We start from the raw sequence: 13387 nt of genomic DNA on the forward strand, positions 1-13387 counted from the left end.
GTGGCCGGGGCCGGGGTCAGTTGCCGACACGACGGCGCAGATCCTGGAAGGCGGTGTAGTTGGCGATGACCTCGATACGGCCGGGCGGGGCCTGCTGCACGGCCTCGTCGAGGTTCTCGCAGACCCGGAAGTCGAGACCGGCCACTTCGAGACGGACCGCCAGGTCCAGCTTGCGGTCGCCGAGCACGAAGATCGGGTGACCGGCGAGCTGGGTGTAGTCCACGTCCCACAGCCAGGAAGTGTCCGTGCCGTCCGCGCCGCGGGCGTTGACGGAGAGGATCACCGGCGTGGGCGGCGGGTCGATCAGGGAGAACGTTTCGAGCCAGCCCGCCGGGTTCTTCGCCAGCAGCAGCCGCAGTTCACGGCCGAGGAAGGACACCACGTCGTAGCGGCCCGCGACGGCCTGCACCTGGTACATCCGTTCCAGCGCGACCTGCGGCGGCACACCGAAGACGGCGGCCACGGCGGCGGAGCTGGTGGCGTTGGCCTTGTTGGCGCGGCCGGGCAGCTGGAGGTGGATCGGCCACGCCGAACCGTGCGGGTCCAGGACGTAGTCGCCGTGCAGGACCCAGCTGGGGGCGGGCCGGCGGAATCCGCACTCGCCGCAGAACCAGTCGTCGCCGGGACGCTGCATCACACCGCCGCAGGAGGGGCAGGACCAGGCGTCGTCCTTCCACGCCTGTCCGGCCGCCACCCACACCACATTGGGGGAGGAGGACGCCGCCCAGACGATCAGCGGGTCGTCGGCGTTCGCGACGATCACGGCCTTCGAGCCGGACAGCCCCTCACGCCACTTCTCCGCCAGCATCCGGGTCTCCGCCGCGCGGTCCAGCTGGTCGCGGGAGAGGTTGAGCAGCGCGATCACCTTGGGAGTCGTGTCGCGTGCGACCCCGGCGAGGTACTTCTCGTCCACCTCGATCACGCCGTACTGCGCGTCCGAGCCGCCGGCCAGCGCCGAGGTGATGCCCGCCGGCATGTTGGCGCCGAGCGCGTTGGACACCACCGGGCCCGCGGCCCGCAGTGCTTCGGCGATCAGCCGGGTGGTCGTCGTCTTGCCGTTCGTCGCCGACACGAGGATCACGTCCAGGTGCTGCGCCAGCCGCCCCAGCAGGTCGGGGTCGAGCTTGAGCGCCACCCGGCCGCCGATCACCGATCCGCTGCCGCGCCCTGCGGCGCGTGACACCGCCGCCGCGGCCTTGCCCGCCGTCACGGCCAGCTTGGCCCGCGGCGACAGCGGCTCCGTGTTGCCTGCCATCGTCCTAGATCCTCCTTGCATCGGTCCACGCCCAGCCTATCGATGTCCGGCGCGGCGACCGCACCCTGGCACCGCCGGGAAGGTGGAGGTCACGTGGAACGTACGATTGCGGCCATGCGAAACCGCCCGATCCCCGGCAGTTCCGGACTGATTCGTGCCATGAGCCTGCTCGGTGATCCGGTGTTGCACGGGGCCTGTGAACCCGTCACCGACTTCGGCCCCTCGCTCGCCCGGCTCGTCGAGGACATGTACGCCACCATGTACGCGGCCGAGGGCGTCGGCCTCGCGGCCAACCAGATCGGCGTTCCACTGCGGGTGTTCGTCTACGACTGCCCGGACGACGACGACATCCGTCACCTCGGGCACCTCGTCAACCCCAGGCTCGTCGAGGCCGACGGCATCACCGTACGCGGCCCGGAGGGCTGCCTCTCGCTGCCCGGCCTCGAAGCGGCCACCCCGCGGTTCGACCGTGCGGTCGTCGAGGGCAGCACGGTCGACGGCGAACCGGTCCGGATCACCGGCACCGGGTTCTTCGCGCGCTGCCTCCAGCACGAGTGCGACCATCTCGAAGGCGCGGTCTACACGGACCGGTTGACCGGGCTGCGCCGCAGAAGGGCGATGCGAGCGGCCCGCCGCGCGCCCTGGGCGCGCACCGGCGAGGCCGCGTCCTAGGCACCCGGGCCCGGGAATCCGGTCCTTGCCACCCGGTCCTAGAAACCCGGTCCGCCCGGACGGTCGCCCGCCGCGGCCAGCCTGCCCCACAGCAGGTCGGCCAGGCTGCTCACCAACTGCTCCCGGGAGCAGGGGCGTTCGCCCAGCCACCAGTCGCCCGCGGCGTGCATCATGCCGACGATGCCGTGGCCCCAGATGCGGGCCATGGCCTCGCTGTCCGGGCCCAGGTCCACCCGCTCGGCGATCACCAGGGCGAGCTCCTCGCCGAGTCTGCGCAGCAGTGGCGCCGAGTGCCGTCCGACGTCGAAGCCCTGTTCCGTCGAGGGCGCCGCGTCGTCGGACGGGTGCATCAGGAATCGGTAGACCTGCGGGCGGGCCTCGATCGCGGCGAGATAGGTGTCGAGCGTCGACTCGACGCGCCGGCGGCGCTCGGCGGGAGCGTCGAGCGCGGCCCGCAGCGCGATCAGCAGGGCGTCGGTGTGGCGCTTGGCGAGGGCGCGGTAGAGGCCGCCCTTGTCGCCGAAGTGCCGGTAGAGGATCGGCTTGGTGATTCCGGCCTCCGCCGCGATGGCGTTCATCGAGGCCCCGGGCCCGTCCCTGAGCACCACGCGGTCGGCGGCTTCGAGCAGCTCGCGGCGGCGGCTCTCGGCCGCTGTCCGCTGTCGCTCTGCCTGTCGTGTGCTCTCCATGTCGCCTCTCCCCGCCCCTGGCCGTGCAAATGCGTCCTGCCTGCGCAACGTAACACCCTGCCCAGCGCCGTGCGGATCCGAACCTGGGCGGTTGACAGAGGCTACTTGTCGGTAACAGACTGCGGTTACCGCAAGTAACGAGTGGTTTTTCACAGCAGTACGTGGAGGGGAACATGGCGGAGTTCACGCTCGAACTCAACGATGACCAGAAGCAGGTCCGTGACTGGCTTCACGGCTTCGCCGCGGATGTGATCCGTCCGGCGGCTTCGGAGTGGGACGAGCGTGAGGAAACGCCCTGGCCCGTCATCCAGGAGGCGGCCAAGGTCGGCATCTACTCCCTCGACTTCTACGCCCAGCAGTTCTTCGACCCGACGGGCCTCGGCATCCCGATGGCGATGGAGGAGCTCTTCTGGGGGGACGCGGGCATCGCCCTGTCCATCGTCGGTACGGGCCTGGCGGCCGTGGGCGTCCTCGCCAACGGCACCGAGGAGCAGATCGGCACCTGGATTCCGCAGATGTACGGCGACGCCGACGATGTCAAGGTCGCGGCCTTCTGCTCGTCCGAGCCGGACGCCGGTTCCGACGTCGCCTCGATGCGTACCCGCGCGGTGTACGACCAGGCCAAGGACGAGTGGGTGCTGAACGGCACCAAGACCTGGGCGACCAACGGCGGCATCGCCAACGTCCATGTCGTCGTGGCCGTGGTCGACCCGGAGCTGGGGTCCAAGGGGCACGCCTCGTTCATCGTGCCGCCGGACACCCCCGGTCTCTCCCAGGGCCAGAAGTTCAAGAAGCACGGCATCCGGGCCTCGCACACCGCCGAGGTCGTCCTGGAGGACGTCCGCGTCCCCGGCCACTGCCTCCTCGGCGGCAAGGAGAAGCTCGACCAGCGCCTGGCACGGGCCCGCGAGCGCGCCGCCTCCGGCGGTGAGCGGGTGAAGAACGCCGCGATGGCCACCTTCGAGGCGTCCCGTCCCGCGGTGGGCGCCATGGCGGTCGGCACCGCCCGTGCGGCGTACGAGGTGGCGCTGGACTACGCGAAGACCCGCACCCAGTTCGGCCGGCCCATCATCGACAACCAGGGCATCGCCTTCCAGCTCGCCGACATGCGTACGCAGATCGACGCGGCCCGGCTGCTGGTGTGGCGCGCCTCGTGGATGGCGACCACCGGCAAGCCGTTCACCTCGGCCGAGGGCTCGATGTCCAAGCTGTACGCGAGCGAGACCGCGAAGAAGGTCACCGCACAGGCCGTCCAGATCCTCGGCGGCAACGGGTTCACCCGTGAGTACCCGGTGGAGCGGATGCACCGGGACGCGGCGATCTACACGATCTTCGAGGGCACCAGTGAGATCCAGCGCCTGGTGATCGCCCGCACCCTCTCGGGCATGCCGATCCGCTGACTGTGTCTCCCCGGGCGCCGGGCCGGTGGCCGGCCCGGCGCCCGGGGACGAACCGTCAGGCCGGCAGCAGGGCCTCGATGGCCGCGACGAGCTCCGGCGCCTGGGGCTCGACGCGCGGGCGAAGGCGCGCGACCGGCTCGCCCGCCGGCGAGATGAGGAACTTCTCGAAGTTCCACTGGACGTCACCGGCCTCGCCGTCCGCGTCCGCCAGCTGCGCCAGCTCGGCGTAGAGCGGGTGGCGCCCCTCGCCGTTCACCTCGGTCTTCTCCAGCAGCGGGAAGCTGACCCCGTACGTGGTCGAGCAGAAGGTCTGGATCTCCTCCGGGCTCCCCGGCTCCTGGCCGGCGAACTGGTTGCACGGCACGCCGAGCACGGTGAAGCCGCGGTCCGCGTAGTCGGTCTGGAGCTTCTCCAGGCCCTCGTACTGCGGGGTGAGCCCGCACTTGGACGCGACATTCACCAACAGGACGGCCCGGCCCCGGTAGTCGGCCAGGGACGTGGGCTCGCCGGTGAGCGTGCGCAGGGGGATGTCGTACAGCGTCATGAGGTCTCCTCGTGAGGTGTGGCTTCCGCAGCCATTGTCACGCCCGCGACCGCTCCGTACGAAGCCGGTTCTCCGGCCGTCCGGACCCCGTACACGCCACCGACCTGCGGGAGTCCGGCTGTCGCGGCGTCCGGGGCATGACCCCGATGAGCGACCCGTGTACGGATACCGGCCTGGCCCCGAACTGCTGTGCCCCGACCGGGGGATCGGTGTGCCGCTCACGCCCCGGTCGACGCCTGCGCGGGGCCGATCGCCTTGTAGTAGAGCGTCGTGGGCTTCAGGACCCCGGCCGGATCCCCGGCGTAGTCCGGGATCGAGCCGCACTCCGTCCAGCCCGCCGAACGGTAGAGCCGCTCGGCGGGACTTCCGCTCTCGGTGTCCAGCACCAGCAGTGTGACACCCGCCCCGGCGGCCGACCGCTCGGCGGCATCGAGCAGCGACCGGCCCACGCCCCGGCCGCGGGCCGACGGACGCACCATCAGTTTGGCCACCTCCGCGCGGTGCCGGGCGTTGGGCAGCCGGGCCCGGTCCAGCGCGATGGTCCCGGCGACCCGTTCCGCGTCGCGGGCGATCCAGACCTGGAGGCGCCCCGCGTCGACGGCCACGGCCCGCTCCCGCCACCAGTCGGCGGCCACTTCGCGGTCCAGCGGCGCGAGGAAGCCCACCGACGATCCGCCGTCCACGGTGTCCACCAGGAGCGCGGCCAACTCATCGGCGTAGGTGACCAGTTCATGCCCGTGTACGGGGACGATCTCGATCATGTGCGGGGTCCTCTCACGGCAGAACGATCATCAGTGCATAGCGGACCTGCCCCGGTCCGGGGCAGTGGAAGTGCGAGGGGCCGCGCAGCCGGAAGCGGAGGCAGTCGCCGCGGCGCACGGTGTGCACGGTGCCGTCGACGGTGATCTCGACCGTTCCCTCCAGCACCCAGACGTGCTGCTCCACGCCGGACACCGGCGCGTTCCCGTAGGCGATGGCGGCCCCCGCGTCGAGGGTGCCCTCGATGACCTCCGCGCGCAGTCCGGCGTGCGGAGGCGACACCGAGCGCCGCACGAAGCCCGATGCCTCGTCCCGCCAGACCGGTTGCCGCGCGGCGGGGACGAGCTGCGGGGGCTCCGCCTCCACCTCCAGCAGCAGCCGCGACATCGTCCGCCCGTAGACCGTGCACAACTTGCCGAGCAGGGTGGCCGTCGGGCTCAACTCGCCGCGTTCCAGCCGGGACAGCGTGGACCGGCTCACCTCGCTGCGTCGCGAGAGCTCGTCCAGCGACCAGCGGCGTTCGGTGCGAAGTTCACCCAGCCTCGCGGCGATCCGGGCATCGACGGAGCCGGACTCCGTCTCCTCGGTTTCTCTCATCATGGAGATGATATCCCTGTACAGAGACAGGGCGCTCGCCGGCGGTGCCCGCGGGGGACGGCTGTTCTGCCGGGCGGGTGCCGACGTGACACGCTTGGTCGGGGAGGCTCCGGTGGTCCACTCTGTCCACCGGGTCGCTCGGCTACCCGAGGAGGCCGCAATGGCCAGTACCAGCAGCGGGCCGTCGGTGGCGCCCACCGCCCCTTCGAGTGCGCACCATCCCTTCCGGATCGGCGGGACCGCCTTCGCGGCGGTACTGATGATCTTCGGCGGAGTGATGGCGATCCTCGAAGGAATCGCCGCCATAGCCAAGGACGCCGTGTTCGTCGCAACCCGCGACTATCTGTTCCGGTTCAACCTCACCGGCTGGGGCTGGATCCACCTCGCACTCGGCATCCTCATAGTGATCGCCGGCTGCGCGCTGTTCACCGGAGCCGCATGGGCGCGTGTGGTGGGCATTGTGCTCGCGGGCCTGAGCGCAGTCGCCAACTTCCTGTGGCTGCCCCACTACCCGCTCTGGTCGCTGGTGCTCATCGCCATCGACGTCTTCGTCATCTGGGCGCTGTGCGCGAATCCGTACCAGGAGAAGGAGAGCGTCTGAGGTCACGGTGGCGGTCCGTCATCCTCGATCCGGCCGGGCACCGGCCGGGGACGGCGCGAGCCTGATCGTGACGACATAGGAGACCACGACCGAGACGATCACGAGCGGCATGACGGTGAGGCCCTCGGACCCCAGCAACAGTGTCGCCAGGAGTACCGACGTCATCGGCAGCTTGAGCATCGCCACGCACATGGCGCCGATGCCCATCGCGAAGCCCGACGTGAGGCTGAGCCCCGGCAGATGGGACAGGGCGATGCCGCCCGCCGCCCCCACGAACATCGCCGGGAAGACCGGGCCGCCCCGGAAGCCGCTCAAGGACGCGCTGTACGCCACCGCCTTGCAGGCCACCAGCAGTACGAGTGTGCCCACCGAGTACCCGGCGCTCTGCGCCAGCAGCGGATCGAGGGCGCTCTCCCCGGAGTACAGCACCCCCGACGCGTCCCGTCCGGTGCTCTCCGCGTACACGAGCGCGGCCACGCCCACGACCACGCCCATGACGACGGTGGCCGCCACGGTCCGCCGCTCCACCCGCTCCTGGAGAAGCCCGGCGAGCCGCTGAATGCCCGTGCCGACGAAGGCCGCGGCCAGACCGAGGACGACGGCCCAGCCGAATTGCGCGATGTCCGGTTCGGCGGCCCGGGGTACGTGATGGAGCGCCAGGGAGTACGTACCGAGCCCGGTCCAGGAGCCGAGTCCGGTGAAGATGAGCGCGCCGATGCCGGCCGCCAGCAGACCCGGCACCAGGACCATTCCCAGCATCATCCCGGCCAGCCCCGAGGCCTCCATCAGCAAGAACGCCCCCAGGAGCGGTGAACCCAGCAGCGCGCTGATCGCGGCGAAGCTTCCCGCGGCTCCCATCACGGCGCTGGGACCGGGCCCGATGTCGGGCCTGACCAGGCGTGCCGCGTACACGGCCAGTCCGCCGCCGAGCGCGATGAGCGGGGCCTCGGGGCCGAGCACCGCCCCGAGGCCCAGGGAGGCGATCGCCGCCAGCACGATGCCGGGCAGCTCCACCGCCGAGGGCGCCCCCGTGGCCACCATCCCGTCGGCGGGCCGGTGGCCGCCGTGCCCCGGCAGATGGCGGATGGTCAGCCCGACCAGCAGGCCCGCCGCGGCGAGCAGCGGCACCGGCCACCAGGATGGCGTGCCGGCGAAGCCCAGCGCCCGGGGCAGGTCGTGGTAGGTCAGCGACTGGAGTTCGTGGGTGAGCGCGAGGAAACCGAACGCCACCGCCGAGACCGGGATGCCGAGGACCGCCGCCAGTACGAGGAGCGCGGCGTAGCCGCGGGTGCGGATCCGCGCGAGGGGGTCCGGTGCGGCGGTTTCGGCCGACATGATCGTTGCCTCCTCGGCGTCGCGAACCGTCCGGAGCGGGCTGTCCCACTGGGGTCGACAAGCGTCCACAAGGAGATAGCACAACGCGCTGATTCGTCCGTGATGTACCCGCTGGGCGGGTGCGCCGGTTCCCGTACTGCCATCCCCCTGGACCAGCGCGCGGCCGGGGCGACGGAGCGGCTCAGCGGTCCAGGGCGGCAGGGATCCGGCCCGCCCGCACCGCGTCGACCAGCGTCCGGTGGTCCCGCTCGTTGCGGTCGGCGTACTTCTCGGCGAAGCAGACCAGCGCCCGGTCGAACGAGGGACCGCGCCCCAGATACGCCGCGATGGCGATCCGGTCGCCGGAACGCGCGTGGGCGCGGGCCAGGGTGGCGCCGCACGCCTCGCCGAAGACCCGCATGCCGGACGGCAGCATGTCCTCCGGCTCGACGATGCCCTTCCAGTCTCGCAACTGGCGTACGTAGAAGTCGCGGCGCCTGCCGTCGATCCCGTCCACCCGCTCCCAGCCGAGGAAGATGTCGCTCGCCGCCTGCATCAGCCGCTGCCCCGCGACCACCCGCTCGCCCTGGTTCCGGTACGGGCCGGCGCCGGCGTGGGGCGCGAGCACCGAGGTTCCGGCCTCCTTGGCCTGGAGGAGGAGCGGATCCCCGCCGTCCCTGCCGAGCATCAGGATGACCCAGCAACGCGTGCCCACGCTGCCGACGCCGACCACCTTGCGTGCCATGTCCACGAACCGGAAGTCGGAGAGCAGGGCCCGCCGGTCCGACGGCAGGCTGCGGCCGTAGTGCGAGACCAGTGTGCGGAGCTGCTCCTGCGTCGCCTCCTGCTCGCCCTCCGGGAGCAGATCGGCGGCCGGTACGAGCAGCGGCGGGTCCGCCGCGAGGCGCGACTGCCCGTCCACCGTCCCGGTGAGCCTGTCGAAGGCATGGAGGCTGTCCCGGGTTCGGGCCTTCGCCGCGAACCGGGCCAGCTTCCTGCGGCCACGCTTCGCCAACTGCTGGGCCGCCAGCGCTTCGAGGCGGCCGATGTCGACCCGCGAGTACCAGACATCGAGGTTGCGCATGCCGGCGAAGCGGATCATCGACTCCCGGTACGACCGCACCGTGGTCAGCACGATGTCCGCGCGCTCCCGTTCGGTGAAACCGTTCGCCCGTCCCGCGATGACGAAGCTGGCCGCCAGGCGTTTGACGTCCCACTCCCAGGGGCCGGGCGACGTCTCATCGAAATCGTTGATGTCGAACAGCAGATTCCGCTCGGGCGAGGCGAGCAGCCGGAAGTTCAGCAGATGGGCGTCCCCGCACAGTTGGGCCCGGATCCCGGAGTCCCCGGTGGTGGCCAGGTCGGCGGCCATGATCGCGGCGGCACCCCGGTAGAAGCGGAACGGCGACTCGGTCATCCGCCCGTAGCGGATCGGTACGAGTTCGGGCAGCCGGGTCGCGGACTGGGCTTCGAGGACGGCCAACGGGTCGGGCCGGTCGGCCGGCGGTTCGAACTCGGCATGGCTCGACCTGGGTGTCGCCCGCCGGGCCGCTTTGCCGAGAGCCGCTCGCTGCTCGGGCGTCGCATCGGGTGCCGTCCTGAGCATCGAGTTCGCGTCCTGCGGCATCGGGCCCTCCTGACTGCTCCACGGGCACGCGCCGCACTCGCCGGAGCCCAGGACCGGGGAACGGGCCGGACGGGGCCGGGGCAGGCCGGCAGGGCGGCGCAGGGCACCGCACCGGTCGGCGCGCCCACGCCCTGCGTCCGATCATCGCTGCTCGGCCCGGTTCCGGCATCATCTGGACGTCGTCCGACACGCCCCGACTCCGGGCCGCTACCGCCGTACCGCCCGGCCGTCGCGGCCCGGGCGGGCGAGCACGGGGCGCCGGGCGGACAGCGGAAGCCGGAGGGGCCGGTCCGGCAACGGATCCCCATGAGCCCCGGGAACGGACGCTCATGGACCGATGGCTTCCATCGCCCTCGTCTCCCAGGGCCTCGTCCACCGCTACGATCCCGCGGCCTCCCCGGACGGGCCGCGGGGCTTCCGAGGGTACGTCCAGCCTCTGCATGTTCCTCTACGTGGACGCCCTGGCCCGCGCGGACCGGCTGCGGATGGCCGGGTACACCTTCGAGAAGATGCTCACGTACGCCGACCATGTCGGCCTGTTCGCCGAGCAGATCGGACCCAGCGGCAAGCAACTCGGCAATTTCCCACAGGCGTTCACCCACCACTCGCTCATCACGGCGGCCCGCATCCTCGACGAGGCCCCGGACCGGGCCCGCGCCGAGGAGCGCCGCTGAGGTCGCTCAGACCGGCGGCTTCCCGGACGGCGGGCCGAACAGGACGGTGATGTCGCCCGGCCGGGTCTCCGGGATGTGCGCAGTGGTGACCGGGACGAGCCGCCCGTCGGCGCGGACGAGGAACAGCACATCGTGCCCGGCCGGGACGGCCCCGTCGGCCCGCCGGGCCGTGACCCGGGCCCCGGCCTCGTAACGGCGGGCCAGCTCCGGCCCGGTCAGGCCGGTACGGAAGAGAGGCTCGCCCCCGGTGTACGGCGCCACCACCCCCTGGCTGTCGGCGGCCGGGCCGAGCCGGTGCACCGGGCCCTCGACGCTCTCCCGCAGGGTCATGGCGGCGAGGGCGTTGAAGTCGTCCTCCTCGGTGAGCAGCAGCACGCCGGTGATGCCCTCCAGCTCCGCCCCGGCACCCGAGGCCGCCGCGAGCAGTTCGCCCGGCGCCAGGGGCAGCCCGGCCTCCTCGATCCGGGCCCGCTGCCGCTCGGCGCCCGCCCACATCAGCACATCCAGCCCCGCCGAGCGCAGTGCGCATCCCAGATCGACCGCCCAGGGCGAGCCGCCGACCAGCAGGGGCCGGGACCGGGCGGGGCGCAGCACCCCGAGCCGCCGGGCGACCGGAAACGCCGTCAGGCCGTACAGCATGACGGTGGCGACGATCACCACGAAGGTCGCGGGAAGGATCCGCTCGGCGCCGTCGACGCCCCGCGCCATCAAGGTCGCCGAGAACGTGGAGGCGGTCGCCGCGGCGACGATGCCGCGAGGGGCCATCCACCCGATGAACCACCGTTCCCCGCCGCGCACATCGGTGCCCGCCGTCGACACCAGGGCCACGAGCGGGCGCACCACCAGCACCAGGACGGCGACCAACGCGAGCGAGGGCAGCACCACATGGCGCAGCGAGGCCGGGGTGACCGTGGCCGAGATGGAGATGAACAGCATGCCGATGATCAGCGAGACCAGCGTGTCCAGGAACGGCCGGCGAGCCGGGATGTCCAGGCCCGGCAGATTCACCATGGCCATTCCCATGACGACCGCCGAGATGAGCCCGGTGTCCTCGCGGAGCGCGTCGCAGGCGGCGGCGATCCCGATCACCGCGGCGATCTGCGCCGACGTGGCCAGCTCCTCGTTCAGCCGGACGTGGCGCAGCAGCAGCCACAGCACGCCGACCCCGATCGCACCGCCCACCGCACCCACTGCGGCGCTGGCCGTGAACTGTTCCAACTGGCTGCCGAATCCCTTGAGTTCACCGGCGACCACGGCGTGGAAGACAAGGGCTCCCAGGATGCCGCCGACCGGGTCGATCAGGGAGCCCTCCCAGACGAGGATGCGCTGCAACCGCTCGGTGGGCCGTACGAAATTGAGCAGCGGCCCGACGACCGTCGGACCGGACACCACGAGGATCGCGCCCAGCATCACGGCCGCGCCCTTGGACATGTCCAGCACCGGCATCGCGAACAGCGCGGCCGCCAGCCAGGTGATGAGCGCCCCCAGCCAGATCAGCCTGACCACGATGCGACGGGTGTGGCCCCGCAGCCGCCTGAGCTCCAGTCCGAGCCCGGCCTCGTAGAGGATCACCGCCACCGCGAGCGAGACCAGCGGGGAGAAGGCCTCGCCCAGCAGCTTCTCGGGATCGACGGTGTCCGCCAGCGCCCCGGCGGCGAAGCCGACCGGCAGCAGGATCAACAGCGCCGGGATCCGCAGCCGGCTCGCCAGCAGCTGGGAGCCGACCGCCAGCACCACGATGAGCCCCACGCCCACCATTACTTGACCATCCGTCATGTCCGTACCTCCCACGGGGTCAGCCACCGGCGGCGGAGCCGGGGCAGAGCGTCATCCCGGCATCGGCGCGGATCGACTCCTCGGCCGTGCGGGCGAACATCCCGACGGCCTGCTCCTCCCGGGAGACATCCGCCCGGTGGGCGTACGCCCGCACACCGAAGGACTCGGTCTCCCGCACCACGTCCTCGGCCGACTCGCGGGCGGAGGAGTGGTTGACGACGACAACGGCACCGGCCCGTCCCGGCTTCACCACGGCCGCCCGGCCGATGCCGGAGCTCGCCTCCGGTCACCGGCGCCCTCTGGTCCCGCAGCAGGGGCAACGGCATCCGCTGCCGGCCCGTGTCCGCCGGTTGGGTCATCGCCGTCTCCCGTCGCCCTGCGCGTGGCGGTCCCGGAAACCCCCGGAACTCCGGGCCGGCCCCCGCAGGCCGTCCGCGCGCGTCCACCATCCGTGGCGGTGGGGGAGGGGCGGGGCAGGGCTCGCACCACTGGGCCGTCGGAGGTACCCGCTGTCCACCCGATGGAGTAACCGGGGCCGGCGCCCGCCCAGAGCCACGACCGAGATGCGTACCGGCCCGTCCACTGCTCCAATGACGGAGACACAGGCCCTGGCCGGACCCGGGGCAGCCGAGATTCTGAGGAGCCGGTGTGAGCAGCGAGACCGATGAGACGGGGCCGATCGACTATCTGGTGGTCGAGTTCCCGGGCGGCCGTTTGACGGGCGAGGGGCTGCCCCTGCTGGTCGACCTGGTCGACCGGGGAATCATCCGGATCCTGGACCTGGTCTTCGTCAGGAAGGACCAGGACGGAACGGTCACGGGGGTGGAACTCTCCGAACTGACCGGCGACGGCCACGACGAGCTGGCCGTGTTCGAGGGGGTGTCCTCCGGCCTGCTCGGCCGGGACGACACCGACGAGGTGAGCGCGGTCCTGGAACCCGGCAGCGCGGCCGGGATCGTCATCTACGAGAACGTGTGGGCCGGACCGTTCGCGGCCGCCCTGCGCCGCTCCGGGGCACGGCTCGTCGCCGATGGGCGGATCCCGGTCCAGGAGATCCTCGCATCGCTCGACGCGGCCGAGGCCGGCACCAGGGCCTGAGCCGTCCAGTCCGCACGGCGCCGGTCGTTCCTCGTGGCGCCGGCCGGCCCTCGCAGCAGCCAGTCAAAGGAGATGCACCATGCCAGGCCTTCTTCGCGGCGTCGCCCGTACAGCGGTGATCGCCGGAACCGCCACCTCGGTCTCCAACCGGGTATCCCGGCGCCAGGCGGGCCGTTGGGCACAGCAGGACGCCGAGCAGGCACAGGCCCGGCCCGCCCCCGCGGCGCCCCCACCCACGTCCCTGGCGCCGGAGGACGAGATGAGCAACAAGATCGCCCAGCTCAAGGACCTCGGAGACCTCAAGAGCCAGGGAGTGCTGAGCGAGAGCGAGTTCGAGGCCCAGAAGGCCAGGATCCTCGCCTCCTGACCGCCCCGGCCCGT

The 13387-nt window shown here is 71.9% G+C and carries 14 protein-coding genes and 1 pseudogene; 6 read left to right on the forward strand and 9 right to left on the reverse strand.

Features of this window, described 5'->3' with window-relative positions:
- Positions 1-16 precede the first annotated feature (16 nt).
- Positions 17-1255, reverse strand: a complete 1239-nt coding sequence (locus tag ACFVH0_RS10220) for a MurT ligase domain-containing protein (RefSeq protein ID WP_189544649.1) — start codon at positions 1253-1255, stop codon at positions 17-19.
- A gap of 114 nt (positions 1256-1369) precedes the next feature.
- Here ACFVH0_RS10220 and def point away from each other — a divergent pair, with 114 nt between their 5' ends.
- A complete protein-coding gene (gene def, locus ACFVH0_RS10225; RefSeq protein ID WP_385819134.1) occupies positions 1370-1927 on the forward strand; it encodes a peptide deformylase in 558 nt (185 codons plus the stop codon).
- 38 nt (positions 1928-1965) lie between these two features.
- On the opposite strand, the gene ACFVH0_RS10230 is transcribed toward def, so the two are convergent.
- On the reverse strand, positions 1966-2616 hold the full coding sequence (locus tag ACFVH0_RS10230; protein WP_259930293.1) for a TetR/AcrR family transcriptional regulator: 651 nt from the start codon (positions 2614-2616) through the stop codon (positions 1966-1968).
- A 173-nt stretch (positions 2617-2789) separates the two neighbouring features.
- On the opposite strand from ACFVH0_RS10230, the gene ACFVH0_RS10235 reads away from it, so the two are divergent.
- A complete protein-coding gene (locus tag ACFVH0_RS10235; RefSeq protein WP_385819135.1) occupies positions 2790-4016 on the forward strand; it encodes an acyl-CoA dehydrogenase family protein in 1227 nt (408 codons plus the stop codon).
- A 55-nt stretch (positions 4017-4071) separates the two neighbouring features.
- Here the strand turns inward: ACFVH0_RS10235 and ACFVH0_RS10240 are convergent, their stop codons facing one another.
- The 3 genes from ACFVH0_RS10240 to ACFVH0_RS10250 form a co-directional block, all read right to left on the reverse strand.
- Complete coding sequence (locus ACFVH0_RS10240) at positions 4072-4560, reverse strand: glutathione peroxidase (protein WP_385819136.1); 489 nt, start codon at positions 4558-4560, stop codon at positions 4072-4074.
- Between the two features lie 218 nt (positions 4561-4778).
- Positions 4779-5321, reverse strand: a complete 543-nt coding sequence (locus ACFVH0_RS10245) for a GNAT family N-acetyltransferase (protein WP_385819137.1) — start codon at positions 5319-5321, stop codon at positions 4779-4781.
- A gap of 13 nt (positions 5322-5334) precedes the next feature.
- Positions 5335-5916, reverse strand: a complete 582-nt coding sequence (locus ACFVH0_RS10250) for a helix-turn-helix domain-containing protein (RefSeq protein WP_385819138.1) — start codon at positions 5914-5916, stop codon at positions 5335-5337.
- Between the two features lie 160 nt (positions 5917-6076).
- Between ACFVH0_RS10250 and ACFVH0_RS10255 the strand changes: the two genes are divergently transcribed.
- A complete protein-coding gene (locus tag ACFVH0_RS10255) occupies positions 6077-6517 on the forward strand; it encodes a hypothetical protein (protein ID WP_385819139.1) in 441 nt (146 codons plus the stop codon).
- Positions 6518-6535: 18 nt separating this feature from the next.
- Here ACFVH0_RS10255 and ACFVH0_RS10260 read toward each other — a convergent pair whose 3' ends face one another.
- Together ACFVH0_RS10260 and ACFVH0_RS10265 are read right to left on the reverse strand one after the other, a co-directional pair.
- Complete coding sequence (locus tag ACFVH0_RS10260) at positions 6536-7852, reverse strand: chloride channel protein (RefSeq protein ID WP_385819140.1); 1317 nt, start codon at positions 7850-7852, stop codon at positions 6536-6538.
- A gap of 181 nt (positions 7853-8033) precedes the next feature.
- A complete protein-coding gene (locus ACFVH0_RS10265) occupies positions 8034-9458 on the reverse strand; it encodes a DUF2252 domain-containing protein (RefSeq protein ID WP_385819141.1) in 1425 nt (474 codons plus the stop codon).
- A gap of 352 nt (positions 9459-9810) precedes the next feature.
- Between ACFVH0_RS10265 and ACFVH0_RS10270 the strand changes: the two are divergent.
- Positions 9811-10132 (forward strand): annotated as a pseudogene (locus tag ACFVH0_RS10270) (glycoside hydrolase family 15 protein); the annotation flags it as partial.
- Positions 10133-10138: 6 nt separating this feature from the next.
- Here ACFVH0_RS10270 and ACFVH0_RS10275 read toward each other — a convergent pair.
- Complete coding sequence (locus ACFVH0_RS10275) at positions 10139-11908, reverse strand: cation:proton antiporter (RefSeq protein ID WP_385819142.1); 1770 nt, start codon at positions 11906-11908, stop codon at positions 10139-10141.
- 19 nt (positions 11909-11927) lie between these two features.
- Positions 11928-12161: a hypothetical protein gene (locus ACFVH0_RS10280; RefSeq protein WP_385819143.1), complete on the reverse strand. Its 234-nt coding sequence runs from the start codon at positions 12159-12161 to the stop codon at positions 11928-11930.
- Positions 12162-12556: 395 nt separating this feature from the next.
- Between ACFVH0_RS10280 and ACFVH0_RS10285 the strand changes: the two genes are divergently transcribed.
- Together ACFVH0_RS10285 and ACFVH0_RS10290 are read left to right on the forward strand one after the other, a co-directional pair.
- Entirely contained in the window at positions 12557-13006 is a 450-nt protein-coding gene (locus ACFVH0_RS10285) for a DUF6325 family protein (protein WP_385819144.1), read from the forward strand.
- Between the two features lie 79 nt (positions 13007-13085).
- Positions 13086-13373 (forward strand): SHOCT domain-containing protein, encoded by a 288-nt coding sequence (locus tag ACFVH0_RS10290; protein ID WP_385819145.1) that lies wholly within the window; start codon positions 13086-13088, stop codon positions 13371-13373.
- Positions 13374-13387 lie beyond the last annotated feature (14 nt).

This window comes from Streptomyces sp. NPDC127117, assembly GCF_042677325.1.
In the GTDB taxonomy this organism is placed as follows: domain Bacteria; phylum Actinomycetota; class Actinomycetes; order Streptomycetales; family Streptomycetaceae; genus Streptomyces.

Bases quoted from the DNA above. Each gene is read 5' to 3' on its own strand.
- ACFVH0_RS10260 (WP_385819140.1), bottom strand. From the start codon at position 7,852: ATGTCGGCCGAAACCGCCGCACCGGACCCCCTCGCGCGGATCCGCACC.
- ACFVH0_RS10275 (WP_385819142.1), bottom strand. From the start codon at position 11,908: ATGACGGATGGTCAAGTAATGGTGGGCGTGGGGCTCATCGTGGTGCTG.
- def (WP_385819134.1), top strand. From the start codon at position 1,370: ATGCGAAACCGCCCGATCCCCGGCAGTTCCGGACTGATTCGTGCCATG.
- ACFVH0_RS10235 (WP_385819135.1), top strand. From the start codon at position 2,790: ATGGCGGAGTTCACGCTCGAACTCAACGATGACCAGAAGCAGGTCCGT.
- ACFVH0_RS10265 (WP_385819141.1), bottom strand. From the start codon at position 9,458: ATGCCGCAGGACGCGAACTCGATGCTCAGGACGGCACCCGATGCGACG.
- ACFVH0_RS10255 (WP_385819139.1), top strand. From the start codon at position 6,077: ATGGCCAGTACCAGCAGCGGGCCGTCGGTGGCGCCCACCGCCCCTTCG.
- ACFVH0_RS10290 (WP_385819145.1), top strand. From the start codon at position 13,086: ATGCCAGGCCTTCTTCGCGGCGTCGCCCGTACAGCGGTGATCGCCGGA.
- ACFVH0_RS10240 (WP_385819136.1), bottom strand. From the start codon at position 4,560: ATGACGCTGTACGACATCCCCCTGCGCACGCTCACCGGCGAGCCCACG.
- ACFVH0_RS10220 (WP_189544649.1), bottom strand. From the start codon at position 1,255: ATGGCAGGCAACACGGAGCCGCTGTCGCCGCGGGCCAAGCTGGCCGTG.
- ACFVH0_RS10245 (WP_385819137.1), bottom strand. From the start codon at position 5,321: ATGATCGAGATCGTCCCCGTACACGGGCATGAACTGGTCACCTACGCC.
- ACFVH0_RS10230 (WP_259930293.1), bottom strand. From the start codon at position 2,616: ATGGAGAGCACACGACAGGCAGAGCGACAGCGGACAGCGGCCGAGAGC.
- ACFVH0_RS10250 (WP_385819138.1), bottom strand. From the start codon at position 5,916: ATGAGAGAAACCGAGGAGACGGAGTCCGGCTCCGTCGATGCCCGGATC.